The organism is Pseudomonas salmasensis (assembly GCF_014268375.2).
Taxonomy (GTDB): Bacteria; Pseudomonadota; Gammaproteobacteria; order Pseudomonadales; family Pseudomonadaceae; genus Aquipseudomonas; species Aquipseudomonas salmasensis.
Map to the genome: position 1 here is coordinate 5,010,994 of NZ_CP077083.1, position 25,186 is coordinate 5,036,179.

Annotated in this window: 26 protein-coding genes; 10 read left to right on the plus strand and 16 right to left on the minus strand. The window is 60.9% G+C overall.

Annotation, left to right across the window (positions count from 1 at the left end; translation table 11 throughout):
* The first annotated feature begins 4 nt into the window (after window positions 1-4).
* The 7 genes from fghA to rpoS all read left to right on the plus strand — a co-directional run bounded on the left by fghA (window position 5) and on the right by rpoS (window position 6,006).
* Entirely contained in the window at window positions 5-850 is an 846-nt protein-coding gene (gene fghA, locus HU731_RS22445) for an S-formylglutathione hydrolase (protein WP_186605559.1), read from the plus strand.
* Between the two features lie 54 nt (window positions 851-904).
* Window positions 905-1,378 carry a 2-C-methyl-D-erythritol 2,4-cyclodiphosphate synthase gene (ispF, locus tag HU731_RS22450; protein WP_032893173.1) on the plus strand — a complete coding sequence of 158 codons (474 nt, stop codon included), beginning with the start codon at window positions 905-907 and terminating at the stop codon, window positions 1,376-1,378.
* Window positions 1,375-2,433, plus strand: coding sequence for a tRNA pseudouridine(13) synthase TruD (truD, locus tag HU731_RS22455; RefSeq protein ID WP_032893171.1), 1,059 nt, complete (start codon window positions 1,375-1,377; stop codon window positions 2,431-2,433). The genes ispF and truD overlap by 4 nt, the downstream gene beginning before the upstream one ends.
* Window positions 2,421-3,170 carry a 5'/3'-nucleotidase SurE gene (gene surE, locus HU731_RS22460; protein WP_003189210.1) on the plus strand — a complete coding sequence of 250 codons (750 nt, stop codon included), beginning with the start codon at window positions 2,421-2,423 and terminating at the stop codon, window positions 3,168-3,170. Before truD ends, surE begins: the two co-directional genes overlap by 13 nt.
* Window positions 3,171-3,211: 41 nt before the next feature.
* Window positions 3,212-3,847, plus strand: coding sequence for a protein-L-isoaspartate(D-aspartate) O-methyltransferase (locus tag HU731_RS22465; RefSeq protein ID WP_169850588.1), 636 nt, complete (start codon window positions 3,212-3,214; stop codon window positions 3,845-3,847).
* 208 nt (window positions 3,848-4,055) lie between these two features.
* The gene (locus tag HU731_RS22470) at window positions 4,056-4,892 is read left to right on the plus strand and encodes a peptidoglycan DD-metalloendopeptidase family protein (RefSeq protein WP_186605561.1); all 837 of its coding nucleotides are present in this window, start codon (window positions 4,056-4,058) and stop codon (window positions 4,890-4,892) included.
* Between the two features lie 106 nt (window positions 4,893-4,998).
* Window positions 4,999-6,006 carry an RNA polymerase sigma factor RpoS gene (rpoS, locus tag HU731_RS22475; protein WP_032893168.1) on the plus strand — a complete coding sequence of 336 codons (1,008 nt, stop codon included), beginning with the start codon at window positions 4,999-5,001 and terminating at the stop codon, window positions 6,004-6,006.
* A 237-nt stretch (window positions 6,007-6,243) separates the two neighbouring features.
* Here rpoS and HU731_RS22480 read toward each other — a convergent pair whose 3' ends face one another.
* The gene (locus HU731_RS22480; protein WP_002554837.1) at window positions 6,244-6,453 is read right to left on the minus strand and encodes a cold-shock protein; all 210 of its coding nucleotides are present in this window, start codon (window positions 6,451-6,453) and stop codon (window positions 6,244-6,246) included.
* Window positions 6,454-6,841: 388 nt separating this feature from the next.
* Between HU731_RS22480 and dcd the strand changes: the two genes are divergently transcribed.
* Together dcd and HU731_RS22490 are read left to right on the plus strand one after the other, a co-directional pair.
* Entirely contained in the window at window positions 6,842-7,408 is a 567-nt protein-coding gene (dcd, locus tag HU731_RS22485; protein ID WP_003189215.1) for a dCTP deaminase, read from the plus strand.
* A gap of 108 nt (window positions 7,409-7,516) precedes the next feature.
* Window positions 7,517-7,714 carry a hypothetical protein gene (locus HU731_RS22490; protein WP_005785769.1) on the plus strand — a complete coding sequence of 66 codons (198 nt, stop codon included), beginning with the start codon at window positions 7,517-7,519 and terminating at the stop codon, window positions 7,712-7,714.
* Window positions 7,715-7,737: 23 nt separating this feature from the next.
* Here HU731_RS22490 and pdeM read toward each other — a convergent pair whose 3' ends face one another.
* The 14 genes from pdeM to HU731_RS22560 form a co-directional block, all read right to left on the minus strand.
* The gene (gene pdeM, locus HU731_RS22495; RefSeq protein WP_186605563.1) at window positions 7,738-8,388 is read right to left on the minus strand and encodes a ligase-associated DNA damage response endonuclease PdeM; all 651 of its coding nucleotides are present in this window, start codon (window positions 8,386-8,388) and stop codon (window positions 7,738-7,740) included.
* The gene (locus tag HU731_RS22500) at window positions 8,388-10,868 is read right to left on the minus strand and encodes a ligase-associated DNA damage response DEXH box helicase (protein ID WP_186605565.1); all 2,481 of its coding nucleotides are present in this window, start codon (window positions 10,866-10,868) and stop codon (window positions 8,388-8,390) included. The genes pdeM and HU731_RS22500 overlap by 1 nt, the downstream gene beginning before the upstream one ends.
* Before the next feature lie 157 nt (window positions 10,869-11,025).
* Complete coding sequence (locus HU731_RS22505; protein ID WP_186605573.1) at window positions 11,026-11,790, minus strand: ABC transporter ATP-binding protein; 765 nt, start codon at window positions 11,788-11,790, stop codon at window positions 11,026-11,028.
* Window positions 11,791-11,803: 13 nt separating this feature from the next.
* Window positions 11,804-12,922, minus strand: a complete 1,119-nt coding sequence (locus HU731_RS22510) for a succinylglutamate desuccinylase/aspartoacylase family protein (protein ID WP_186605575.1) — start codon at window positions 12,920-12,922, stop codon at window positions 11,804-11,806.
* Window positions 12,923-12,931: 9 nt separating this feature from the next.
* Entirely contained in the window at window positions 12,932-13,642 is a 711-nt protein-coding gene (locus tag HU731_RS22515) for an ABC transporter permease (protein WP_186605577.1), read from the minus strand.
* Complete coding sequence (locus HU731_RS22520) at window positions 13,639-14,367, minus strand: ABC transporter permease (RefSeq protein ID WP_014717254.1); 729 nt, start codon at window positions 14,365-14,367, stop codon at window positions 13,639-13,641. Before HU731_RS22520 ends, HU731_RS22515 begins: the two co-directional genes overlap by 4 nt.
* Window positions 14,368-14,424: 57 nt before the next feature.
* On the minus strand, window positions 14,425-15,204 hold the full coding sequence (locus HU731_RS22525; protein ID WP_032893160.1) for a transporter substrate-binding domain-containing protein: 780 nt from the start codon (window positions 15,202-15,204) through the stop codon (window positions 14,425-14,427).
* 308 nt (window positions 15,205-15,512) lie between these two features.
* The gene (locus tag HU731_RS22530) at window positions 15,513-17,147 is read right to left on the minus strand and encodes an ATP-dependent DNA ligase (RefSeq protein ID WP_186605579.1); all 1,635 of its coding nucleotides are present in this window, start codon (window positions 17,145-17,147) and stop codon (window positions 15,513-15,515) included.
* The gene (locus tag HU731_RS22535) at window positions 17,144-18,148 is read right to left on the minus strand and encodes a ligase-associated DNA damage response exonuclease (protein WP_054897985.1); all 1,005 of its coding nucleotides are present in this window, start codon (window positions 18,146-18,148) and stop codon (window positions 17,144-17,146) included. The genes HU731_RS22530 and HU731_RS22535 overlap by 4 nt, the downstream gene beginning before the upstream one ends.
* Window positions 18,149-18,816: 668 nt before the next feature.
* Entirely contained in the window at window positions 18,817-21,258 is a 2,442-nt protein-coding gene (locus tag HU731_RS22540) for a penicillin acylase family protein (RefSeq protein WP_186605581.1), read from the minus strand.
* Window positions 21,259-21,504: 246 nt separating this feature from the next.
* The gene (locus HU731_RS22545) at window positions 21,505-21,714 is read right to left on the minus strand and encodes an SEC-C metal-binding domain-containing protein (RefSeq protein ID WP_065890089.1); all 210 of its coding nucleotides are present in this window, start codon (window positions 21,712-21,714) and stop codon (window positions 21,505-21,507) included.
* Window positions 21,711-22,193, minus strand: a complete 483-nt coding sequence (locus HU731_RS22550; RefSeq protein ID WP_186605583.1) for an LEA/WHy family protein — start codon at window positions 22,191-22,193, stop codon at window positions 21,711-21,713. The genes HU731_RS22545 and HU731_RS22550 overlap by 4 nt, the downstream gene beginning before the upstream one ends.
* 21 nt (window positions 22,194-22,214) lie before the next feature.
* Complete coding sequence (locus HU731_RS22555) at window positions 22,215-22,685, minus strand: YchJ family protein (protein ID WP_186605585.1); 471 nt, start codon at window positions 22,683-22,685, stop codon at window positions 22,215-22,217.
* 4 nt (window positions 22,686-22,689) lie between these two features.
* Window positions 22,690-23,187: a DUF6231 family protein gene (locus HU731_RS22560; RefSeq protein WP_186605587.1), complete on the minus strand. Its 498-nt coding sequence runs from the start codon at window positions 23,185-23,187 to the stop codon at window positions 22,690-22,692.
* 179 nt (window positions 23,188-23,366) lie between these two features.
* Between HU731_RS22560 and HU731_RS22565 the strand changes: the two genes are divergently transcribed.
* Window positions 23,367-24,125, plus strand: a complete 759-nt coding sequence (locus tag HU731_RS22565) for a collagen-like protein (RefSeq protein WP_186605589.1) — start codon at window positions 23,367-23,369, stop codon at window positions 24,123-24,125.
* Window positions 24,126-24,699: 574 nt separating this feature from the next.
* On the opposite strand, the gene HU731_RS22570 is transcribed toward HU731_RS22565, so the two are convergent.
* Entirely contained in the window at window positions 24,700-25,164 is a 465-nt protein-coding gene (locus tag HU731_RS22570; RefSeq protein WP_186605591.1) for a CopD family protein, read from the minus strand.
* Between the last annotated feature and the right edge of the window lie 22 nt (window positions 25,165-25,186).

Genomic DNA, 25,186 nt, shown 5'->3' on the forward strand with positions numbered 1-25,186 from the left:
GGCCATGAGTCTGGAAAACCTGTCATGCCAGAAGAGCTTCGGCGGCTGGCATAAACGTTACAAGCATCATTCCGATGTGCTGGGTTGCGACATGACCTTTGCCGTCTACCTGCCGCCGCAAGCGGAGCAGGGCGGCAAGCTGCCGGTGTTGTATTGGCTGTCCGGGTTGACCTGTACCGACGAAAACTTCATGCACAAGGCCGGCGCCCAGCGCATGGCTGCCGAACTGGGCTTGATTATCGTCGCGCCGGACACCAGCCCCCGTGGCCCCGGCGTGCCGGGTGACCCGGACAATGCCTGGGACTTTGGCCTCGGCGCTGGCTTCTACCTCAATGCCACCCAGGAGCCCTGGGCCAAGCACTATCGGATGCATGACTACGTGGTGCAGGAATTGCCGGCATTGGTAGAGGCGCATTTCCCTGCCTCCGATAAGCGCGGTATCAGCGGCCACTCCATGGGGGGCCACGGTGCGCTGGTCTGCGCATTGCGCAACCCTGGACGTTACCTGTCGGTGTCGGCGTTTTCGCCGATCAACAACCCGATGGACTGCCCGTGGGGCCAGAAAGCCTTTTCCCGTTATTTGGGGGAAGAGCGTTCGAAATGGCGCGAATGGGATGCCTGTGTGCTGATCAGCGAGGCCTCGGAAAAGTTGCCGCTGCTGGTGGACCAGGGTGATCGCGACGATTTCCTCGCGGTTCAGCTCAAGCCTGAAGCCTTGCTGCAAGCGGCCAAGGCGGCCAACCATCCGCTGGAACTGCGCCTGCAGCCTGGCTACGACCACAGCTACTTCTTCATCGCCAGCTTCATCGAAGACCATTTGCGGCATCATGCTCGTGCTTTGCTCGGTTAATCCGAGGCAAAAGTAGGTAGAATCACGCCCTGAATTAAATCGGGGCGTTTTTTTATGCGTATTGGCCACGGCTACGATGTGCACCGTTTCGCTGAAGGCGATTTCATCACCCTGGGCGGCGTGCGTATTGCGCACCACCATGGGTTGCTGGCTCATTCCGACGGCGACGTTGTGTTGCACGCCTTGAGCGATGCCTTGCTCGGCGCGGCGGCATTGGGCGATATCGGCAAGCACTTTCCGGACACCGACCCCACCTTCAAGGGCGCGGACAGCCGTGTGTTGCTGCGCCATGTGGTCGGCCTGATCCACGCCAAGGGCTGGAAGGTCGGCAACGTCGACAACACCATCGTCGCCCAGGCGCCAAAAATGGCCCCCCATATCGAAGCGATGCGCGCTGCTATCGCCGCAGACCTGCAAATTGAATTGGACCAAGTCAACGTGAAAGCCACCACCACCGAAAAGCTCGGGTTTACCGGTCGTGAAGAGGGCATCGCGGTGCACTCCGTCGCCTTGTTGCTGCGCGCATGAACGACCTGCAACTGCTGGGCCCGCGGGCCTATGGCGAGGCCCTGGGCAGCGCGGTACTGAAGGCCACGGCCGAAGACTTCCAGGTTGATGAGGTGCTGGACATCCCGCTGACCGGCGATGGCGAGCACCTGTGGCTGTGGGTGGAAAAGCGCGGCTTGAACACTGAGGAAGCGGCACGGCGTATCGCCAAAGCCGCTGGCGTGCCGTTGCGCACCGTCAGCTATGCCGGGCTCAAGGACCGTCAGGCCCTGACCCGTCAGTGGTTCAGCGTGCAATTGCCCGGCAAGGCCGACCCGGACATGAGCGGCGCAGAAAACGACACCCTCAAAATCCTGAAAACCGCCCGTCACAAACGCAAGTTGCAACGTGGTGCCCATTCGGCCAACGGCTTCACCCTGCGCCTGACCCAACTGGCCGGCGACACCGCTGCCATCGACGCACGTTTGCAGTTGATTGCCCGGCACGGCATCCCCAATTACTTCGGCACCCAGCGTTTTGGCCACAACGGCGGCAACGTGGTGGATGCTCGCGAGTGGGCTGCCCGCAAGGCCCTGCCCGAGCAGCGCAACGTGCGCTCGCGCTTGCTGTCCACGGCTCGCAGCTACCTCTTCAACAAAGTATTGGCGGCCCGCGTCGCCGACGGTTCATGGCAGCGAGCCCAAGTCGGCGATCTGCTGGCCTTTACCGACAGTCGCAGTTTTTTTCCGGCCGGGGAAGCGGAATGCAGTGACCCGCGCCTGGCGATCCTGGACCTGCATCCCACCGGCCCGCAGTGGGGCGAAGGCGATTCGCCGGCGAAAGGTCTTACATATGAACTGGAACAATCTGTCGCCGCTGGCGAAGCTGACCTACGTGATTGGCTGGTGAAGGCGGGAATGAGCCAGGAACGTCGCATTCTGCGACTGCCCATTGGCGGGTTGACGTGGCATTATCCCGGGCCTGACATTCTGCAATTGGAATTCGTCCTGCCGGCCGGATGCTTCGCCACTGTCTTGGTGCGCGAGCTTGTTGATCTGGTGCCGGTGGGGCAGACGGACAGCCCATGCGTATTCTGATATCAAACGATGACGGTGCCACCGCACCCGGTCTTGCCGCGCTCCATGCTGCGCTGCAGGATTACGCCGAGTGCGTGGTGGTTGCCCCCGACCAGGACAAGAGCGGCGCCAGCAGTTCGCTGACGCTCGACCGTCCGCTGCACCCGCGGGTCCTGGCCAATGGCTTTATCAGCGTTAACGGAACCCCCACCGACTGCGTGCACCTGGCAATCAACAGTTTGCTGGAGCACCAGCCAGACCTGGTGGTTTCGGGAATCAACCTGGGCGCCAACCTGGGTGACGACGTGCTGTATTCCGGCACCGTGGCGGCGGCCCTTGAAGGGCGCTTCCTGGGCCGCACCGGCTTTGCCTTTTCCTTTGCTTCACGGCAACTGGATAACCTGGCGACGGCGGCCTACTACGCGCGCAAGTTGGTGGAGGCCCATGCTTCCCTGGACCTGCCGCCGCGTACAGTGCTCAACGTCAATATCCCCAACTTGCCCCTCGACCATATTCGCGGTATCCAGCTCACGCGCCTGGGCCATCGCGCCCGTGCGGCGGCGCCCTTGAAGGTGGTCGACCCACGCGGCAAGGAAGGCTATTGGATCGCCGCGGCCGGCGACGCCGAAGATGGCGGTGAGGGCACGGACTTTCATGCGGTGATGCAAGGCTATGTCTCCGTTACCCCGTTGCTGTTTGATCGTACCTTCAGTGATGCCTTCAGTGGCCTTGATGGCTGGCTGGAGGGACTGCGTTGATGGCTCGTGAACAAGACGACTTGCTGCGCCGTGGCATCGGGATGACCTCCCAGCGTACCCGGGAACGATTGATCCAGCGTCTGTATGAAGAAGGCTTGTCCAACGCGCAGGTGCTGGAAGTGATTCGGCGCACGCCGCGGCACCTGTTTGTCGATGAGGCCCTGGCGCATCGCGCCTATGAAGACACGGCGTTGCCCATCGGCCACAACCAGACGATCTCCCAGCCTTACATGGTCGCGCGCATGAGCGAGCTGCTGCTGGCGGCGGGGCCATTGGACAAGGTGCTGGAGATTGGCACCGGCTCCGGCTACCAGACGGCCGTGCTGTCGCAATTGGTAGAGCGGGTGTTTTCGGTCGAGCGCATCAAGGTGCTGCAGGACCGGGCCAAGGAGCGTCTGGTGGAGCTGAACCTGCGCAACGTGGTATTTCGCTGGGGCGATGGCTGGGAGGGCTGGCCGGCGCTGGCGCCCTACAACGGTATTATCGTCACCGCCGTGGCCACCGATGTGCCGCAAGCCTTGCTGGATCAATTGGCACCTGGCGGGCGGCTGGTCATCCCGGTGGGCTCCGGCGAAGTGCAACAGTTGATGCTTATTATCCGTGAGGACGAAGGCTTTTCCCGGCATGTACTCGGTGCCGTGCGTTTCGTACCCTTGCTCAATGGCCCGCTGGCCTGATCATTTATTCGCGTGCAGTGAATTCTGTAAGCGGGGATGTGTCTTACGGCGGGGTCTATTGAATCAACATGCCTGGCAGCACGATTAAACATGATGAATTTTTCCTTTCAGTCATGTGCCAGTAAAAAGCCAATGCCCAGTTATACTTGCGTCATATTTCAAGCCTGATCCAGGCGTTAACGTTCAGCCACCACAAAGGGAGCGGCGGGTGAGTCTCACAGGTCCTGCGCAGCGAATGAGTAAAAAAAGCTTTCAGCGACTGGTGCTTGGCCTTGTCTTGAGTTCCTTATTGGCAGCCTGCTCGAGCACGCCATCCGGCGGTGCGCGGGTCGTTGACCGTACCAACGCAACCCCCCAGAGACCCACGGTGACCACCGGCCAATACGTGGTGCGCAAAGGCGACACCCTGTTCTCGATTGCCTTCCGTTATGGCTGGGATTACAAAGCGCTGGCCGCCCGTAACAACATTCCTGTGCCGTATACGATCCATCCAGGGCAGACCATTCGTTTCGATGGTCGCTCAGGTTCTGCACCTACGGCAGTTGTGACAAAGTCGGGATCTTCGCCATCGTCGTCGAGCAAGACCACCATCATTACCCGGCCTGCAGGCAGCGCCGCGCCTACGGTTGCGAGCAAGCCGGCACCCGCGCCGTTGCCACCCGCCGGGCCTGCGCCGACCGGTTGGGGATGGCCTTCAAACGGAGTGTTGATTGGAAAATTCTCTTCAAACGGTAGTTTGAATAAAGGCATTGATATCGCCGGGGATTTGGGACAGCCTGTTTTAGCTGCGTCTGATGGGACAGTGGTGTACGCCGGGAGTGGTTTGCGGGGCTACGGCGAGCTGGTCATCATCAAACACAGCGATACCTACGTCAGTGCCTACGGTCATAACCGCAGGTTGTTGGTTCGGGAGGGGCAGCAGGTCAAGGTCGGACAGACGATTGCCGAAATGGGGTCAACGGGCACAGACCGGGTGAAACTGCACTTTGAGATTCGCCGCCAAGGGAAGCCTGTAGATCCGCTGCAATTCCTGCCCCGTCGTTGATGTGTTGCACAGCCTGTTCCCTCACGTAGAAGGAACAGGCTCCAGCGTTGCCAAGGATAGAGGCGTCGCTTGAGCTTGAGGTCGAACTCACCAAAGGACTATAACAATGGCTCTCAGTAAAGAAGTGCCGGAGTTTGACATCGACGATGAGGTTCTCCTTATGGAGGCCAGCATCGATTTGGAAACGATGTCAGATAATGAAGGGGTATCACCACCTTCAGTTCGCACCAAATCCAAAAATGCTGCTGCGTTGAAGCAGCACAAGTACGTTGACTACACGCGGGCGCTCGACGCGACCCAGCTGTACCTCAATGAAATCGGCTTTTCCCCTCTGTTGACCCCCGAAGAAGAAGTCCATTTTGCGCGTTTGTCGCAGAAGGGTGATCCGGCTGGGCGTAAGCGCATGATTGAAAGCAACCTGCGCCTGGTGGTGAAAATCGCCCGACGCTACGTCAATCGTGGGCTGTCCCTTCTGGACCTGATCGAGGAGGGCAACCTGGGCTTGATCCGGGCTGTGGAGAAATTCGACCCTGAGCGGGGCTTCCGTTTCTCCACCTACGCCACCTGGTGGATTCGCCAGACCATCGAACGGGCGATCATGAATCAGACCCGCACGATCCGGTTGCCGATCCATGTGGTCAAGGAGCTCAACGTCTACCTGCGGGCAGCGCGTGAACTGACGCAAAAACTTGATCATGAGCCTTCGCCTGAAGAAATCGCCAACCTGCTGGAAAAACCGGTAGGGGAGGTCAAGCGCATGCTCGGCCTTAACGAGCGTGTGTCTTCGGTGGATGTCTCGCTGGGGCCGGACTCGGATAAAACCCTGCTGGACACCCTGACCGATGATCGTCCAACAGACCCTTGCGAGCTGTTGCAGGACGATGATCTTTCCCAAAGTATTGACCAGTGGCTGTCAGAGCTCACAGACAAGCAGCGTGAGGTGGTGATTCGCCGCTTCGGCCTGCGCGGTCATGAGAGCAGCACCTTGGAGGATGTAGGTCTGGAGATTGGCCTGACCCGTGAGCGGGTGCGGCAGATCCAGGTAGAGGGCCTCAAGCGCTTGCGTGAGATCCTGGAGAAGAATGGCTTGTCGAGTGAGTCGTTGTTCCAATAAACGACGCAGGACAAAATGTGGGGGCGGGCTTGTGTGGGAGCTGGCTTGCCTGCGATGGCATCAACTCGGTATAGCGAGTGCACCGAGTCGATAGCATCGCAGGCAAGCCAGCTCCCACATACAGCTGCGCTCCCACATTTTTTTGTGTCCGACATTCATCGGTGTAGCGCACCAAATTCCAGGCATAAAAAAACCCCGCTTTTAAGGGCGGGGTTTTTTCGACTGAGTCAGTACAAGTTAGATAACTTGAACTTCTTCAGCTTGCATGCCTTTCTGACCGCGGGTAGCGATGAAAGAAACCTGTTGGCCTTCTTTCAGGCTTTTGAAGCCGTCGGATTGGATAGCTTTGAAGTGAACGAACAGGTCGTCACCGGATTGTGGAGTGATGAAGCCGAAGCCTTTTTCATCGTTGAACCACTTAACGGTACCAGTTTGGCGATTAGACATGGTGTATCTCCTTGGACAAAGTTAACTGCGACTCAGGAAAAGCCCTGGCCGAGACTGAGTGCAAAGAGCAGGAAAAATTCTTGGAGATGGTTGGATCGAAATTCAACATATCGTGTAGAGATTCTCAGTGACACAAGCAGCACAGTGGCGCCACCTTAACCCTTTTTCCGGAACGTGCCAATGGTATTTCCGAAGGTTTCTCTATTTTCGTGACTGGCGGTGGTATTTACAGTCACTGGCGCCGACCCTCCGGGCCCCGGCCACGCTGGCTGCGGCTTATAGCTGGCGGTGCATTCATCAAGAAAACCCGTGCGGCCTTTGAACCCCAACGCCGGCCCCGGTAAGATGGCCCACAGATTTTTTTCGCCTCGCTATTCAGGACACCGCCATGAGCATCAAATCGGACAAGTGGATTCGCCGCATGGCGCAGGAACACGGCATGATCGAGCCGTTCGTCGAACGCCAGATTCGTGGTGAAGGCGACGAGCGCGTGATTTCGTACGGCGTTTCCAGCTATGGCTACGACGTGCGTTGCGCCGATGAATTCAAGGTGTTCACCAACATCAATTCGGCGATCGTCGATCCGAAAAACTTCGACGAAAAGAGCTTCGTCGACGTCAAGAGCGACGTGTGCATCATCCCGCCCAACTCTTTCGCCCTGGCGCGCACCGTGGAGTTCTTCCGCATTCCTCGCGACGTGCTGACCATCTGCCTGGGTAAAAGCACCTATGCCCGCTGCGGCATTATCGTCAACGTCACGCCGCTTGAGCCTGAGTGGGAAGGCCACGTGACCCTGGAATTCTCCAACACCACCACTTTGCCGGCGAAAATCTACGCCAACGAAGGCGTGGCACAAATGCTGTTCTTGCAGTCAGACGAGGCCTGTGAAGTGTCCTACAAAGACCGTGCGGGCAAGTATCAGGGCCAGCGTGGCGTCACTCTCCCACGCGCTTGATCTAAAGCTCCTACGGGCAAAGGGAATTTGTCTGCAGAAAGTGACTCTATCTAGGTGTACTGCTTCGGCGCGTGTGAAACGCGCCGGGCCATACTTGAGGAGTACCCTATGAAGATCGACCCGCGAATCAGCGCAGAACTCGCCCGGCTTGAACCCAACCAGATTGGTGTTCTGGCCTGGTCCCTGATGGCCAACCCCGCGCACGCGGGCGGCATCCCCGGTCAACCCGAACCTGATTACCCGCAGCCTACCGAGCCGGGTGAGCCGACCTTACCGGACGAGCCACCACCCGCGCCTGTTGCCTGATACCTGAGCGGGCCTTTATCGATTCATTGAATCGGCCAGACTTGGTGATCGCCGATCACAAAGATTCGGTGGTCCTGGGCGTGCTCCACGGCATAACCCCCTGTAAACGCGCCAAAGGCTGGCAGCAGGCTAACCTGAGCGCCGATCTGGAAGCACGGCAAGCGCAGCCGTTGGCGCCCTTTGCCTCGCAGGTGGTACACCGGATGCACATGCCCCGCCAGTACATGGTGGCTGGCGTGTGCGTCTGGCTCGTGTTGCAAGGCGAAAGGGCCCATCAGCAGAGGCTCCGCGACCACATCGATGCCCAGATCCAGCGGTGGGTCGCCGGCGCGTTTGTCGTGATTGCCGCGAATCAAGGTCAGGGCCAGTGGGCGATTGCGCTCACGCCAGGCCCGAATTGCGTTCAGAGTGCCGCTGGCGTGAGAGCCAGGGCCGTGCAGGAAATCGCCGAGAAAGATCAACTGCGCGCAGGGCAGGGCCGTTAACAGCCTGTCCAGGCGTTCCAGGTTGGCCGTGGTCGTGCCCTGTGGCACCGGTTGCCCCAGGCTGCGATAGGCCGACGCCTTGCCAAAATGCGCATCGGCAATCAGCAGGCATCGCCGTGCGGGCCAATACACGGCCTTGTCCGGCAATAGCCAGAGTTCTTCACCTTCCAGCGTCAGTGGGTAATGCATCAGCCTTGCCCTTTGTCGGCGACTTTTTCCAGGTCCTTGACCATCCGCGCGATGCGCTCCGAGAGTTTTTCCGAGCTCATGCTTTCGCGCATCCGTTCTACCAGCAGCGGAAAGGCCAGCGGTGTGGGCCGCTGGATCGTGTGCAAGTCCAGCTTCAGCGTCGACAGATGATTCAGCGTCTGTTCCAGCCGGCGAATATCCAATTCATCACGCAGAACTTCTTCCCCGGCCTGGGCCAGCAGCAGGTTCTGCGGGTCATATTGCTTGAACACCTCAAAGAACAAGCCGCTGGAAGCCTGCACTTGTCGCGTGCTTTTCGGCGCGCCGGGATACCCGGCAAAGACCAGCCCGGCGATTCGCGCAATCTCGCGAAAGCGGCGCAGGGCCAGTTCGCCGGCATTGAGGCTGGCGACTACATCAGCCAGCAGGTCTTGCGGGCTCAACAACTGGGTATTCAACAGTCGTGGCCACTGCACCTCGGTGGCGCTCAACAGTTCCAGGCCATAATCATTCACCGCAATCGAGAAGGTCAGCGGCTGCTGTTGGCTGACCCGCCAGGCCAGCAAACTGGCCAAGCCCAGGTGTACCTGGCGGCCAGCGAAGGGGTACAGAAACAGGTGCCAGCCTTCCCGCGACCGCAGGGTTTCAGCCAGCAAATGCTCACGGGTCGGCAGGCCGGACCAGCGCAGTTGGGTATGCAGCAACGGTTGCACCGCCTGCATCTCCGGGCCGTCGAAGTGCCCATGGGCGGCGGCATCAAAACGCTCGACCACCGCTTGGGCCAGTTCGTTGGAAAGGGGCATGCGCCCGCCATTCCAGCGTAGCACGGCGGCTTTTTTCGCGGTGCTGCGGCGTACATAGGCGGTCATGTTTTCCACGCGCACCAGTTCCAGCAAGCGCCCGGCGAACAGAAACCCATCCCCCGGCTTGAGCCTTGCAATAAACCCTTCCTCGACACTGCCCAGGTTCTTGCCGCCACCGCCCTTGCTCCAGAATTTGAGCTGGATACTGGCATCACTGACGATGGTGCCGACGCTCATGCGATGGCGGCGTGCAAGGCGTGCATCCGGGACACGCCAGATGCCCTGTTCATCGGGCTCCACGCGGCGGTAATCCGGATAAGCGGTGAGTGACAGGCCACCATGGCGCACGAACCCCAGGGCCCAGGCCCAATCCGCTTCGGTGAGGTCGCGATAGGCCCAGGCGCCGCGCACTTCGTCCAACAGTGCTGCCGGGGTAAAGCCGCCGCCAAGGGCCATGCTGACCAGGTGTTGTACCAGCACGTCCAGCGGCTTGTAAGGTGATTCCCGCGCTTCGATGCGCCGTTGGGCGATTGCATCCTGGGCGGCCGCCGCCTCCACCAACTCGAGGCTGTGGGTTGGCACCAGGGTTACCCGTGAGGGCCGCCCTGGCGCGTGGCCGGAGCGCCCGGCGCGTTGCATCAGCCGCGCCACACCCTTGGCGGAGCCGATTTGCAGCACCCGTTCCACCGGCAGGAAGTCCACACCCAGGTCGAGGCTGGAGGTGCACACCACCGCCTTGAGCTGCCCGTCTTTCAAAGCCCGCTCCACCCAGTCGCGGGTTTCGCGCGATAGCGAGCCGTGGTGCAGGGCAATCAAGCCGGCCCAGTCTGGGCGCGCGTCCAGAATCGCCTGGTACCAGATCTCCGACTGTGCTCGGGTATTGGTAAACACCAGGCAACTGCTGCTGGCCTCCACCTCATTGACCACCTGCGGCAACATCTTCAAACCGATGTGCCCGGCCCAAGGGAAACGCTCGGTGACTGCCGGCAACAAGGTGTCGACCTTCAGCGCCTTCGCCGTTTGCCCCTGCACATTGACCCCGCCACCCTGTGGGACCAGAACCTCCAACGCGTGGGCCTGATTGCCCAAGGTCGCTGAAATGCCCCACACCATCAACTGCGGATGCCAGCGCCGCAAGCGTGCCAGCGCCAGTTGCAACTGCACGCCGCGCTTATTGCCGATCAGTTCATGCCATTCATCCACGATGACCATGCGCAGGTGTGCCAGGCTGGTCTCACTGTCGGCGCGGGCCAGCATCAACGTCAGGCTTTCCGGGGTGGTGACCAGGGCGGTGGGTTGGCGACGGGTCTGGCGCGCGCGTTCACTGCTGCTGGTGTCACCGGTGCGCAGGCCCACGCTCCAGGGAATCTGCAACGCCTCCAGCGGGGCTTGCAGGGCACGTGCGGAGTCGGCGGCCAAGGCGCGCATGGGTGTGATCCACAACACGGTCAGCGGCTCGGCAGGCGGTTTGCGTTTGCCTGTGGCGAGCGGGCGGGTGATGGCGAAGCGGTTGAGGGCGGCAAACCACAGGGCATAGGTTTTACCCGCCCCGGTGCTGGCATGCAGCAACCCCGACTGGCCGGCCTTCACCGCGGCCCATACCTCTTTCTGAAAGGCGAATGGCTTCCAGCCTTGGGTGGCAAACCATTGCTTGGCGAAGTCGGGGGTTTTTGCCATGCGGCAGCGCACGCTCTGGAGGGGTTAGTTCAAAGACCCCTCAGGCAGCGCCGACGTTCAACTGTAGGAGCAGGCTTGCCCGCGAAAAACGCCCTGGCACCGCGTTTAATCTGGATGCCCGCGTTATCGTTGGCGATTTTCGCGAGCAAGCTCGCTCCTACTTCAAGTTGCCGCTCAAAAATTGCTGCAGGCGTAGGCTTTGCGGATTGCCCAGCACATCCTCCGGCGAGCCTTGCTCCTCCACCAGGCCCTGGTGCAGGAACAGCACCTGGCTGGAAACCTTGCGCGCAAAGCTCATCTCGTGGGTCACCATGATCATGGTGCGGCCTTCTTCGGCCAGGCCCTGGATCACCTTCAACACTTCGCCCACCAGCTCCGGGTCCAGGGCTGATGTAGGTTCATCGAACAGCATCACCTCCGGCTCCATGGCCAGGGCGCGGGCGATGGCGACACGCTGCTGCTGGCCGCCGGAGAGGAACGCCGGGTATTGATCAGCCACGCGCGCCGGCAGCCCGACTTTGTCCAGGTAGCGGCGGGCGCGGTCTTCGGCGTCCTTTTTGCTGCAACCCAGCACGCGGCGCGGGGCGATGGTGATGTTTTCCAGCACGCTCATGTGGCTCCACAAGTTGAAGTGCTGGAACACCATCGCCAGCCGCGTGCGCAGGCGTTGCAGCTCGGCGTCGTCGGCCACGCGCATGCCCTGGCGGTCGCTGACCATGCGGATAGCCTGGCCGTCCAGGGTCATGGCGCCATCGTTGGGCGTTTCCAAAAAGTTGATACAGCGCAGGAAGGTACTCTTGCCTGAGCCACTGGCGCCGATCAGGCTGATCACATCACCGGTCTTGGCCTTGAGCGACACACCTTTGAGCACTTGATTGTCGCCATAGCTTTTGTGCAGGCCTTCAACGGTCAGTTTGTACATGGGGCGTGCATCCTCAAGGCGAAAGTAGATAACCGCTGCGGTAGGCCTGTGTGCCGGCGACATGGCAGATCACCATGCCGGCCGTGGCCATGCGGCGTAGCGAACGGGCGTAAAGCAGCCCGGCGTGCTGGCAGTGCACAGGCGTCACGCGGTCTGTAATGGGGTCGATGATGTCGGCGACCCATTGCCCGGCTTCCAGGTATTCGCCTGGCAGGGCGTTGAATACCAGCAAGCCACCCACCGGGGTGGTCACCGGCTCCACCGCCGCCAGCGGCGTAGCCGGGTAGGCCAGGGCAGGCAAGGGGGCTGCATCGCCGTGAATGGCGCCGAAGTGGATCAAATAATCAATGATGGCCTGGCAGTCCAGCGCGGCGAGGCCGTGGTTGACATCGCCCTGGCCACGCAGCTCGACGGTGACCGACAAGCTGCCCATGGGGATCGGGTAGCGTTCGCCGAAGCGTTGCTGCAACTGCCACCACAGCAGGGTGAAACATTCATCAAAAGACTGCCCGCCGGAATCGGTGGCCAACAGGTTGGCCTCCGAACCCAGGTAGCGCGCCAACGGTTCCACCTGTGGCCAGGCTTCGGGCGTGGTGTACAGGTGCGCCACGGCTTCGAAGTCGCAATGCAAGTCCAGCACCACGTCGGCATCACAGGCCAGGCGTTGCAGCACCAGGCGTTGGGAGTGCAACTGGGTCTGGGCGGTGTGCGCGGCCAGGGCGTGGGACAGTGCGCTGCGGATCAAATGGGCATTGCGCTGGGGATCATCGCCCAGCAGGTTTTCGACCTGGTTGCCGACGTCTTCGCTGAGATCGACGAACAGGCGATTGAAGTTCTGCCCGCTTTCCAGTTCATAGCGGCCCAAGGGGATGTCCATCAACACCTGTTCGAGGCCCACCGGGTTGGCGACCGGCACCAGCACGATTTCGCTGCGCAAGCGCCCGGTTGCTTCAAGCTCTGCCAGGCGCGCCTTCAAATGCCAGGCCACCAGCATGCCCGGCAACTCATCGGCATGCAGGGAGGACTGGATGTACACCTTGCCTTCGGGCTGCTGCGGGCCGAAGTGAAAACTGTGGATCTGCCGCGCCGTGCCGGGCACCGGCGCGATCAGGTCATGTAGCTGGTGGCGCATGCAAACTCCTTAGTGGCTCGGCCCGAGGAAGGCCAGCCAACGCCGCTCCGCCAGGCGAAACAGGCCGACCAGGGCGAAGGTCACCGTCAGATAGATCAGTGCGGCAATACCGAACGACTGGAAGGTCATGAAGGTGGCGGAGTTGGCATCCCGCGCAACCTTGAGGATGTCCGGGATCGTCGCGGTAAAGGCCACCGTTGTCGAGTGCAGCATCAGGATCACTTCGTTGCTGTAGTAGGGCAACGAGCGTCGCAACGCTGAAGGCATGATCACGTAGGCGTACAGCTTCCAGCCGCTGAGGCCGTAAGCCTTGGCCGCCTCGACTTCGCCGTGGGCCATGCTGCGGATCGCCCCGGCGAAAATCTCCGTGGTGTAGGCGCAGGTGTTGAGGGCGAAGGCCAGCAGGGTGCAGTTCATCGCATCGCGAAAGAACGCATCCAGCACCGGTTGCGCCCGCACGGCGGCAAGGCTGTAGATGCCGGTGTAGCAGATCAGCAACTGGATATAGAGCGGCGTACCGCGAAACAGGTAGGTGTAGAACTGCACGGGCCAACGCACCAGGCGCTTGCGCGAAACGCGGGCGATGGACAGCGGGATCGACACCAGAAAGCCCATCACCAGTGAGGCACTGAGCAACCACAAGGTCATGGCCAGGCCGGTGATGTGCTGGCCGTCGCTATAAAGAAACGGGCGCCAGTATTCCTGCAATAGCTCGATCATCGCACGGCCTCCCGGGCGCCTGCGGAGTAGCGACGTTCAAGTCGGCGCAAGACAAAGTTGGAGGCGCTGGTGATCAACAGGTAGATCAGCGCCGCCAGCACCAGGAAATAAAACAGTTGATAGGTGCTCTTGCCGGCGTCCTGGGCGGCTTTCACCAGGTCTGCCAGGCCGATGATCGACACCAGCGCGGTGGCCTTGAGCATCACCATCCAGTTATTGCCGATGCCCGGCAGCGCAAAGCGCATCATCTGCGGGAAGGTCACGTAGCGAAACCGCTGGCCGCGCTTGAGCCCGTAGGCAGTGGCGGCTTCGAGTTGGCCACGGGGCACGGCGAGGATCGCGCCGCGAAAGGTTTCGGTGAAATACGCCCCGTAGATAAAGCCCAGGGTGATCACCCCGGCGCTGAACGGGTCGATTTCGATGTATTCCCATTCCATAAAGTCGGTAAAGCCGCTGAGCCAGGTTTGCAGGCTGTAGAAAATCAACAGCATCAGCACCAGGTCCGGCACCCCGCGAATCAGGGTGGTGTAGAGCTGGGCGGGGATACGCACAATGGCCAGGCTGGACAGTTTGGCGCTGGCGCCGAGCAGGCCCAGCACTACGCTGACGGCCAGGGACAGCACCGACAATTTGATGGTCATCCAGGTGCCTTGCAGCAACAGCGGGCCGAAACCCTTCAGGCTGAATGCACTCAGCCCGAGGGTTTGCAACAGATCTTCGAACATAAATCAGGACCTATGGCGATAAAAAAGCGCCCCACCCGAAGCAGGGCGCCCCAGGCATTATTTGCCGCTGTACAGGTTCAGATCGCCAAAGTGTTTCTTCTGGATAGTGGCGTAGGTGCCATCATCGTGTAACGCTTTGATACCTTTATCCAAAAGCGCCTTGAGTTCAGTGTTACCTTTTTTGATACCGATGGCGGTTTTCGACGGCAGCAGCGGGTCGTCGATCGCGGCGCTCACTTCATAGCCGGCACCGGCTGGCGACTTGAGAAAGCCCAGTTCGGCTTGCAGCATGTCCTGCACGGAAGCGTCGAGGCGGCCGGAGGTGAGGTCGGCGTACACCTGGTCCTGGTTGGCGTAAGCCTTGGTGGTCACCCCGGCTTTATCCAGCACGGCCTTGGCGTAGGCTTCCTGGATGGTGCCTTGCTCGTAACCTACGGATTTGCCCTTGAGGGATTCTGGCGTCGAATAGCCAGCGCCTTTCTTGAACACCAGGGATGTCGGGCCGGAGAACAGCTCGGTGGAGAAGTCGATGGCCTTCTCGCGCACTGGGGTCACGGTCATCGACGAAATCACGCCATCGAATTTATTGGCTTTCAGGCCCGGGATCATGCCGTCAAAGTCACTTTCGACCCACTTGCACTTGACCTTCAGCTCCGCGCAGATCGCATTGCCCAGGTCGATATCGAAGCCCACCAGGCTGCCGTCGGCGGCCTTGGATTCGAACGGTGCGTAGGAAGGGTCGACACCAAAACGCAATTCCTTGTATTCCTTGGCCGTAGCAACACCAGCAGCCATGCACAGAGCCAGTGCAGAAAGGGTCAGCAATGCTTTTTTCATTAGGTAATCCCTGGAAACCAAGATAAGCGCTTGTGGCGCGATTAGGACTGTTACTGAACGGTGTCAGACCCATCACAAGTAGCAATTTCTGCACCATAGTTCCGGATGGGCTTTTTAAAAGGTGGGATACGGCCGTTTCAAGTGTAGGCGGCGCCCGAAAGTGGGCATGGAATTTCCAGTGCACCATTCTGGATCGGTTGCTGATCAAAAGGTGGGAGCTGGCTTGCCTGCGATAGCGGTGGGTCAGTTGTTACATGGGGTGCTGACTCACCGTCATCGCAGGCAAGCCAGCTCCCACAAGGGCTATATCAGGTCAGCAGGTCTTGTAGCGTGGCCAGGTTGTCCGCTTCCTCCACCGCCTTATCCTGGCGCCAGCGCAGCATCCGCGGAAACCGCACCGCAATTCCGCTCTTGTGCCGCTTGGACAGGGCAATCCCTTCGAAACCCAGCTCAAACACCATGCTCGGCGTCACGCTGCTGACCGGGCCGAACTTCTCCACGGTGGTTTTGCGCACAATGGCGTCGACCTTGCGCATTTCCTCGTCGGTCAGCCCGGAATACGCCTTGGCGAACGGCACCAGGGTGCGCTCGCTGCCCTGCGGGCCGTCCCATACGGCGAAGGTGTAGTCACTGTAGAGGCTGGCGCGTCGACCATGGCCGCGCTGGGCATAGATCAACACCGCGTCGACGCTGAAGGGGTCGACCTTCCACTTCCACCACAGGCCCATGTCCTTGGTGCGGCCCACGCCGTAGAGGCCCTTGCGGTCCTTGAGCATCATGCCTTCCACCCCCAGGCTGCGAGAGGCTTCGCGCTGTTCGGCCAAGGCTGCCCAGGTCTTGCCTTCCAGCAATGGCGAAGGCAATAACACCGGTTGGTTGCACGCCGCGATCACCTGTTCCAATTGGGTGCGACGTTCAGCCTGGGTGTGGTTGCGCCAGTCGTCGCCCTGATATTCCAGCAGGTCGTAGGCGAGCACCGCCACTGGCGCATCCTCTAGTACTTTTTTACTCAAGGTCTTGCGGCCAATGCGCTGTTGCAGCAGCGCAAAAGGTTGTACCGAATCTTTCCACACCACGATTTCGCCATCGATCACCGTACCGTCGGGCAGGCCACTGACCAGGCTATGGAGTTCGGGGAAGCGTTCAGTCAGCAACTCTTCACCGCGAGACCAGACCCACAGGCGTCCCTCGCGCTTGACCAGTTGTGCGCGAATGCCATCAAACTTCCATTCCACCTGCCAATCGGCGGGTGAACCGAGCAGCGTGTCGAATTGCTCCACCGGTTGCGCCAGCCCGTGAGCCAGAAAAAACGGATAGGGTTGCCCGCCACGTTGTGCGTGCTCGTCAGACGATTCGGCGGCGATCAGCTTGAGATAGCCCTCGGCTGTCGGGCGGTTCGACAGGTCGGTGTAGCCCACCAGCCGCTGTGCTACGCGTTTGCTGTCGAGGTCGGCCATGGCGGCGAGGGCGCGGGTCACCAGCAGTTTGGACACCCCGACGCGGAAGCTGCCGGTGATCAATTTGATGCACACCATCAGGCTTGGTTGGTCCAGTTGCGCCCACAGCGCTGGCAGCCGGTCTGCCAGGTCCATGGGCGGCAAACCGCGCAGGGGCAGGAGTTTTTCTTCCAGCCATACAGCCAGGCCGTCTTCGGAGGTGTAGGTGGATTCTGGCAGGAGCAGAGAGATGGTCTCGGCTAGGTCACCCACGGACTGGTAGCTCTCTTCGAACAGCCAGGGTTCGATACCGGCCGCTTCGGTGGCCATGTCCCGTAGCAGGCGCGTCGGCACCAGCTGTCGTGGCCTCCCGCCGCTAAGAAAGTAAACGGCCCAAGCGGCATCTGCTGGCGGCGCCTGCAGAAAGTAGGCCTGCAGGGCGGCGAGCTTGGCATTGCTGGAAGTGGTGGCGTCGAGGTTGGCGTACAGCTCAGCGAAGGCTTTCATGCCGTGGCCTCTTCTTCGTCATCGCCGTATTCGGTGCTGAAGCCTTGGGCATCCAAGCCCTTTTCCCGCAGGTGGCGTACCAACACACCGACCGAACCATGGGTGACCATCACCCGTTGCGCGCCGGTTTGTTCGATGGCCCATAACAGGCCCGGCCAGTCGGCGTGGTCCGAGAGCACGAAGCCACGGTCCACGCCGCGCCGCCGTCTGGTACCGCGCAGGCGCATCCAGCCGCTGGCGAAGGCGTCGCTGTAGTCGCCAAAACGGCGCATCCAGGTACTGCCTCCAGCGGAGGGCGGGGCGATGATCAGGGCTTGGCGCAGCAGCGGGTCGGTCTTTTTGAAGTCGCCGGCATACAGGGTCTCGGGAATGTAGATACCCGCTTCGCGGTACACCCGGTTCAACGGCTCGACCGCGCCGTGGCTGAGGATCGGGCCGATGCTGGCGTCCAGCCCATGGAGGATGCGTTGGGCCTTGCCGAAGGAGTAGCAGAACAACACGCTGGCTTTGCCGCTGGCGATATTGGCCTGCCACCAGTCATTGATCCCGGCAAAAATCTGCGCCTGGGGCTGCCAGCGGTAAATCGGCAGGCCGAAGGTGGATTCGGTGATAAAGGTGTGGCAGCGCACCGGTTCGAAGGGCGCGCAGGTGCCATCGGGTTCGACCTTGTAGTCGCCAGACGCCACCCAGACTTCGCCCTGGTATTCCAGGCGTACCTGGGCCGAACCCAGTACATGCCCGGCCGGATGAAAACTCAGGGTCACGCCGTGATGCACCAACCGTTCGCCGTAGGCCAGGGTTTGCAGGTTGATGTCCTGGCCCAGGCGCCAGCGCAGGATGCCTTCGCCGGGGGCGGCGGCCAGGTAGTGTTGATTGCCGGTGCGGGCGTGGTCGCCGTGGGCATGGGTGATGACTGCGCGTTCCACTGGGCGCCAGGGGTCGATGTAAAAATCACCGGCAGGGCAGTAGAGGCCTTCGGGGCGGGCGATGACGAGGTCCATGGGGTGGCCGGGGCGGTGGGCTTGTTAGTTATGAGGCGGGGCTGGGTCTAGAAGTTCTATTTGAATGTAGGTAGTGCAAAGGTGGCTTGCTCGCGAAGGCGGCCTAACAGTCAACACAGTTGGACCGGGTACATATCCGTTATTTAGGTAACGGCCACTTAGGGTTCCGCCCTGACGGCGGCTCACTTTTGAAAAGCGCAAAAGTAAGCAAAACGCTCTTGCCCCACCACTCGGCACCTCGCCTGGGCTCGGTGTGCCCGAACGCAGGCTTGAATCCGTGGGCCGCCGTCATGGGCCATCCTTGGCCCAGGACGGCTAACCCGGCGTCCTGCCGGGTTACCCACGAATTCAAGCCTGCGTTCGGCCAGCGTGGTTTAACGGGGCGCTTAAGATCACAAGCAGATCAAGATCAAGATCAAGAGCGGCTCGCTTCGCATCGTGGTTACTCGGCTGCTATCGCAGGCAAGCCACACCAGGCAGTTAAGCGGTCATCGCCTACTGTAGGAGCGAGCTTGCTCGCGAAAAACGTCAACGATAACGCGTGCTTGCTGAATGAACGCGGCGCCTGTGAGTTTTTCGCGAGCAAGCTCGCTCCTACAAAAAGCCCTTAACTGACTGGCATTGAGGCAGCTTCCACAGCGTTATCCGGTTTCGTCAGGGAAGCCCGGTTACTTACCGGGCGTCAGGGTCAACCTTGTCTTGCCGTACACCTTCTCAAAATTCTGCGGCTGCATCGGAAAGCTCAGGTATTGCGCCTTCAGCGACGGGTCGATGCCGTTGGCATAGTTCGGGCTGGCCGGGTTGCCGGATTGGCCGATGCCGCCCTGGCCCATCATGGGTTCCGCCTGGCCGAAGTCGATGATCATGCGCAGCGCCGACACCTGTGTCGCGTTGAAATCCTGGCCCCAGGTGTACGGTGCCGGGTTCAGGGTGTTGTGATCGCCACCGCTGGCGAAGGGGCCGCGGATCACCTGGCCATGGGTATCTTTCCACGTAGTGCTATGCAGCTTGCCCCACTGCCAGGCCTTGTGATCGGCGCCCAATTGGCTGTCGCCAGTAGTGATGGCGGCGGCCAGGGTGCGGGCCAGGAGCGCGGGTTTGTCTTCTTTTTGCGCGGTACGCGTGTCATCCCAGAATGGGCTGTCTTCACGGCCCAGCAGGTGGTCGGCGATGGCCGAGTAGGACAGGCTGGCGTTGCTGACGAAGGCTTTCCAACTGGCGCTGTTTTCCGGGCCGAGTTTGTCCAGGAAGATTTGCCGGGCGCTTTCCTGCAGGAACAGTTCGTAGATTGCCGCGTCAGCCGAGGTGGTTGCCAGCCGACCATCGAAGGCCATCAGGCGCTCCAGTGCTTCGCGGGCCTTGGCACGTTCCGCTGTCGGCAGGGCCTCGATGGCCTGCTTGAGCGGCTGGGCCATGCCCGGAGCCTGGAACATGTTCTTGAGCTTGGCGGCGAAGAGGGTGGTCTGGTCGTATTGCATGGCAATCAGGCTGCGGCTGTCATGCTTGCCGGCGTTGGCCAGTTGCGCCAGGCGTTCGCTGCGTTCCGGTGCATCCCAGGCGTTGGACAGTTGCATGCCGTAGCCACGCGGCGCGGTGCGCTGGTTGGCGGTGCCGATCCAGCCCTGGGCAGGGTCTTGGTCGTACGGGTGCAACATTGCGTCGGCGTAGCCGTCCCAGTCAAAGCGCGTGTCCCAGCCCGGCGATGGCAACAGGCCTTCGCCTTCGCGGCGGTTGGGGAAACGGCCGGTGACCTGCCAGCCGATGTTGCTGGCGTCGGCGAAGATCATGTTCAGGGCGATGGCGCGAATCTCGCGGGTAGCATCCGAGGCCTTGCCGGCGTTTTGGGCGCGGGACAGGTCGAAGAACGCATCCAGGCTCTTGTCGTCCTTGAAGTCGGCAGTTTGCAAGGCCAGGCCAAGGCCGCTGGTAAGTGCTTGGCTGCTGTTGAGCAGGGCGCCGTGGCGGGTTTCGTACACCACTTCGCGAATCGAGCGCTGGCCCTTGATGAAGAAGGTTTCGTTGCGCACGCCGGCCGGCAGCCATTTGCCGTTGTTCTCGTAGTACAGCGCGTTGCCCTGGCGTTTGACCTTCTCCAGGAACAGGTCCTGGGTGTCGCCCTTGACCGCGCTCATGCTCCACGCCACTTTGCCGTTGAAACCGGAGAGCAGGGTCGGCAGGCCGGCAATCGAAGCACCGACGGCCTGGTATTTGGGCGCACGAATCTGCACGTAGCTCCACGGTGACGGTGCTTGTGGCTGCGCGGCGATGTCGTTGGCCAACAGGCTCTTGCCGCTGCGGCTGCGTTGCGGGCCAATGGCCCAGTTGCTTGAGGTGGTGACGCCCAGGGCATTAAGGCTGCGCAATTGCTGGCCTACCGTTTCCAGCCCGGCGAGGCCGGTGATCTGGCTCAGGTTGACGCCCTTGAGCTTGTCGGCTTCGGCCAGCGGGACGGGTTCGTCCGGTGCGCTTGGGGTGAGCCAGGCGAGTTTGTCGACCCCGACCTTTTGCGCCAGCACCAGGGACGAAAGCTCCTCCTGCAGGTTGCTCGACTGGCTGAAATTGAGCAGGCAGAACAGCAGCGCCGAATCTTCCGGTTTCCAGTACTCGGGCTTGTAGCCGCTTTGGGCCAGGTCCGCCGGCAGCTTGTCGCGGTAGCGGAACAGGTAGGCGTTGACGCCTCGGGCATACACTTCAAAGAAGCGTTTGAGGCGTGGCGATGAGGCGTTGTACAACTCGCCAGCGCTTTTCTTGAGGTTGACCGCCCGCATGAAGCGGTCGACATCCAGCACTTGCGGCCCCGACATTTCCGCCAGACGGCCCTGGGCCAGCAGGCGCAGGGTGACCATCTGCGTGATGCGGTCGCTGGCGTGCACGTAACCGAGGCTGAACAGTGCGTCGTGGAAGGTGTTGCTTTCGATCAGCGGCATGCCTTGGGCATTGCGGCGCACCGACACATTCTGTGCCAGCCCCTTGATCGGCTGCACGCCAGCAACGGGCGGCAGGGTGTCCTGGGTGTTCTGGAGCTGGCAACCGGCCAGGCTCAAAGCACTGACCACTGCCGCGGCAACGCCGAACCGGGGAAGAAAATGTAAGAGGGCTGGCGAGGCCATGGCAAAGCTCCTGCGGGGGGTAGCGTCAGTAAAGGCGCTACGTTAGTGAGCGCGGCGAAACGACGCAAGCGGGAGTTTTGGCAATTGCGTGAGAACTTGAAACAGCCGCCCATCGAGATGGGAGCTGGTTTAAGGCTTTGTAGGAGCGAGCTTGCTCGCGAGAAACCGATAGGCGCTGTGTTTATTCAGGAAACACGCGTAATCGTTGACGTTTTTCGCGAGCAAGCTCGCTCCTACACGTGCGGTTTAAGCGCCGTGGCACTTCTTGAATTTCTTCTCGCTGCCGCACGGGCAGGGATCGTTGCGACCGACGTCCTTCAACGCATTGCGCACCGGCTCTTGATGAGCGTGGCCGCAGTTCGGGCCGTGGACATGGCCGTGGTCGTGATCATGATGATCATGATGATCATGATCGTGGTTGCAGTCAGGACCATGGACATGGGGTTGCTGTGTCATCGATGTTGCTCCGGAATAAAATCGCCGGGGATTATCTCGCCATTGTGTGCCACCTGCACGTCATTACCGATGAATAATCCGGTTTTCAGCTCGCCTTCCAAACGATAGGGCACGGGCTGGTCGGGGTTTTTCAGCATCTGCACCACCTCACGCACTTGCGGCCAGAGGTTGGTGCGCACCGAGACCTTGAAGAATTTATGCCCCCGTGGCGGTACGGTCAGCCACTCGTTGGACTCGCCTTCGGTCAACACCAAGTTGCCCAGGCTGACCTTGTAGACCAGGCCACGCACGGTCAGGTCGGCGTCGTCGCGGTTGTCCACGCGAAAGTACAGCTTGAATTTCTGCTCCAACAGCTTGGCCCGCACCACTTCGACCTTGACCAGGGAAACGTGGGGCGGCGGCGCGTCGTCTTCAAACCAGGACGCGCAGCCGGTCAGGCCCAGGGTCAACGCCAGCATCAAGCTATACATCCGAAGCATGGCGTTTTCCCCGTCAAGTGATTAGAAGTAGTTGGAACAGCACTTCTTGAATTTCTGCCCACTGCCACATAAACAGGCGTCGTTACGTCCGGCCTTCACTTCTACTGTAGGGTCGATGAAGTACCAGCGCCCCTCATTCTGTACGAAAGAAGACCGCTCGCGGTGACTATGTTCACCGGTAGCGTCATGCCAGCGCGCGGTAAAGGTGACAAAGGCGTGTTCCGGCTGCCCGCCGAACACCTCGGAGCTTTCCACCTCAAGGCCCAGCCAGGTGCTCTGGGCACTCCAGGCGTCAATGGCGTTGCGGTCCAGGCCGGCCTGTTGCGCAGGCAAGGTTGTAGCGACCAGGTAATCGACCAGGCCCAGCACATAGGCGCTGTAGCGCGAGCGCATCAACGCGCTGGCGCAGGGGGCCGGGTGGCCGGCGTGATAATGGCCGCAGCAGGCATCCAGCAGATTGCCGCTGCCGCACGGGCAAATGGATGTACTCATCGGGTTACCACCAATACTTTCCGAAATTTTCCGGGTTGGCCCAGAAGCGGGCGTTGAGCCAGTCCGGCACTTGTTTATAGTCAAGCAGATCATAGGTAAACAGCGTCAGTACCTGATCATCGCGTTGGAAGCATTCGCCGGCTTGCAGGGCCAGGGAGTAAAAGTCGGTGTCCTTCCAGTCGCAGGCGCCCAGGTCGGCCAGCACGGCAATGCGGCTGGCGTTGAGGTTACGAATGCCACCGAGCAGGGTCAGGCCCTGGGGTTTGGGCATGTGCTCCAGGCAGTCGACCACCAGCGCGAGGTCAAAGCGCTGCACCGCGAGGCGTTCCGGCAACGGCCCTGGCGCTGCACAGAGAATCTCGGTATCCGGGTGCGCCTCTTTGAAGGCATCCAGCGCCGGAAATTGGCTGGCGCCGACTAATAACAGGCGTTTTGGCCTGTGAAGGTCCAGCAGGGCCGCCAAGGCTTGTTGGGGCGTACGGGCAGAAATTCCAGCGGTCATTGCAGATCCTCGCATCAAGACCGTAGAGACTAGCGCGGCTGGGCGCGCGGGCCTAGAGCGCGACGGTCGATAGCCACTGGGGGAGAACTGAAGTTTTTTGATCCTTCACTGGCAAATCGCCTGTAGAAGTCGTTACTGTGCGCTCAAAGAAAAATTTGAAAACACTCAGGAGCCCCATGATGCGTAAGGTTTTTCTGTTGGCCCTGTTGGTCAGCCCCGTTGCCCTGGCCCAGAGCGTCAGTGTCGAAACCCATTCGTTGATGCGCCTGCCCAGTAGCACCAGCGTGTTGCAACTCGAGCGCCTGGACGTGGCGGACTACGGCACCTTGCTGATTCCGGCCACCATCAGCCAAGTCACGGTGGATGAGCTGCACTTGGGGCGCGACGCACGCATCACCATTGTTCCCGGCAATACCGCACTGCAAATGCAAGTGCGCGAGGCGCAGTTGGAGCACGGTAGCCAGATCACCTCTCGGGGCGCCCCCGGCACCCACGAAAAACCCGCCAAGGCTGGGCGTGACCTGACCTTGCGCATTAACTCGCTGACCGCCGAAGCGCTGTCGGTGGATGCCCGTGGCGGCGCCGGAGCCCAAGGGTATGCGGGCCTGGATGGTGCCAACGGCGTGGACCCAGGTTGCACCTGGGGTTCAGCCGGGCGTGGTTTCAATGGCGATAACGGCGGCGATGGCCGGCCGGGGGCGGCGGGTGCGCAGGTACGCCTGGAGTTGCCGCAGGAATTCCCGGCTGAACAGATCAAGGTCTGGGTCGATGGCGGGGCTGGTGGCCTGGCAGGTGTTGCGGGTAAACCCGGCAAGGGCGGGCAGTCCAAGGGCTGCCTGGTGTACCGCGCGGACGGCGGCGAAAAGGGCCGTCCAGGGTTGGAAGGGCAACCGGGGCCGGCTGGGCCTGCGGGGTCTGTGACTATCCAGCGGCTCTGATTCGCCTGGTCTTACGCCATCGCGGGCAAGCCATAGGTATCTACACATTTTCGGTGCGATGCTGGACCTGTGGCGAGGGAGCTTGCTCCCGCGACGGCCTGACAGCCTACACCTATCTAACTGACACCCCCGCGATCCAACTGTGGGAGCTGGCTTGCCTGCGATGACGGCCTCACAGTCGACACTGTTATACCGAGTACATATCCATTGCTGCGGTAACGGCCACTTAGGGTTCCGCCCAACGGCGGCTCACTTTTGAAAAGAGCCCAAAAGTAAGCAAAAGGCTCTTGCCCCACCACTCGGCACCTCGCCTGGGCTCGGTGTGCCCGTAATCCGCCAGTGATTTGGGGGGCCGCCGCCACGCGCCATCCATGGCGCGGGGCGGCTAAACCGGCATCCCTGCCGGTTTACCCCCCAAATCCCTGTCGAATTCCGGCCAGCGTGGTTTAACGGGGCGCCTGAGATCAAGATCACAAGCAGATCAAGATCAAGAGCGGCTCGCTTCGCATCGTGGTTACCGTTGAGCGCTACAAAGTTGTGTAGATACCGCCACGATAGCGTCAGAAAGAACAGCTCAGAACATCGGCCGAGCCGAAGCCACCGCCACCACCACCAACCCTACGATCAAGTTAATCCCCACCAACCTGCGAATCTGCCCCAGCGCAGCCGCGCCCGCCGGCCAATCTTCAGCCGCCACCGCTGCCTTCAGCTCCGGGAATTTCAACGCCTGGATGCGGATAAACAGCGCCGTCATCACGAGGTACAAGCCCATCATCACCTGCACATAGCGCGGTGCGGTTTCAAAACCACTGAAGCGCACGTGCAGCAAACCCATGCCGCTGATCGGCAAAAGCACCACCGCCACCCATACCCATACAAAAAAACGTTGAAACACATTTGCCCATAGCTTGAGCCGGGCAGGGCCCTCAAGTGCCGCCATGGCGGCGGGGCGCAGGATCATCCAGGCGAAAAACATGCCGCCGACCCAGATCAATGCGGCCAGTACATGCAGGGTATAAGCGAGGCTAAACGCGGTCATTGTGGTACTCCGTTCTGCGCGG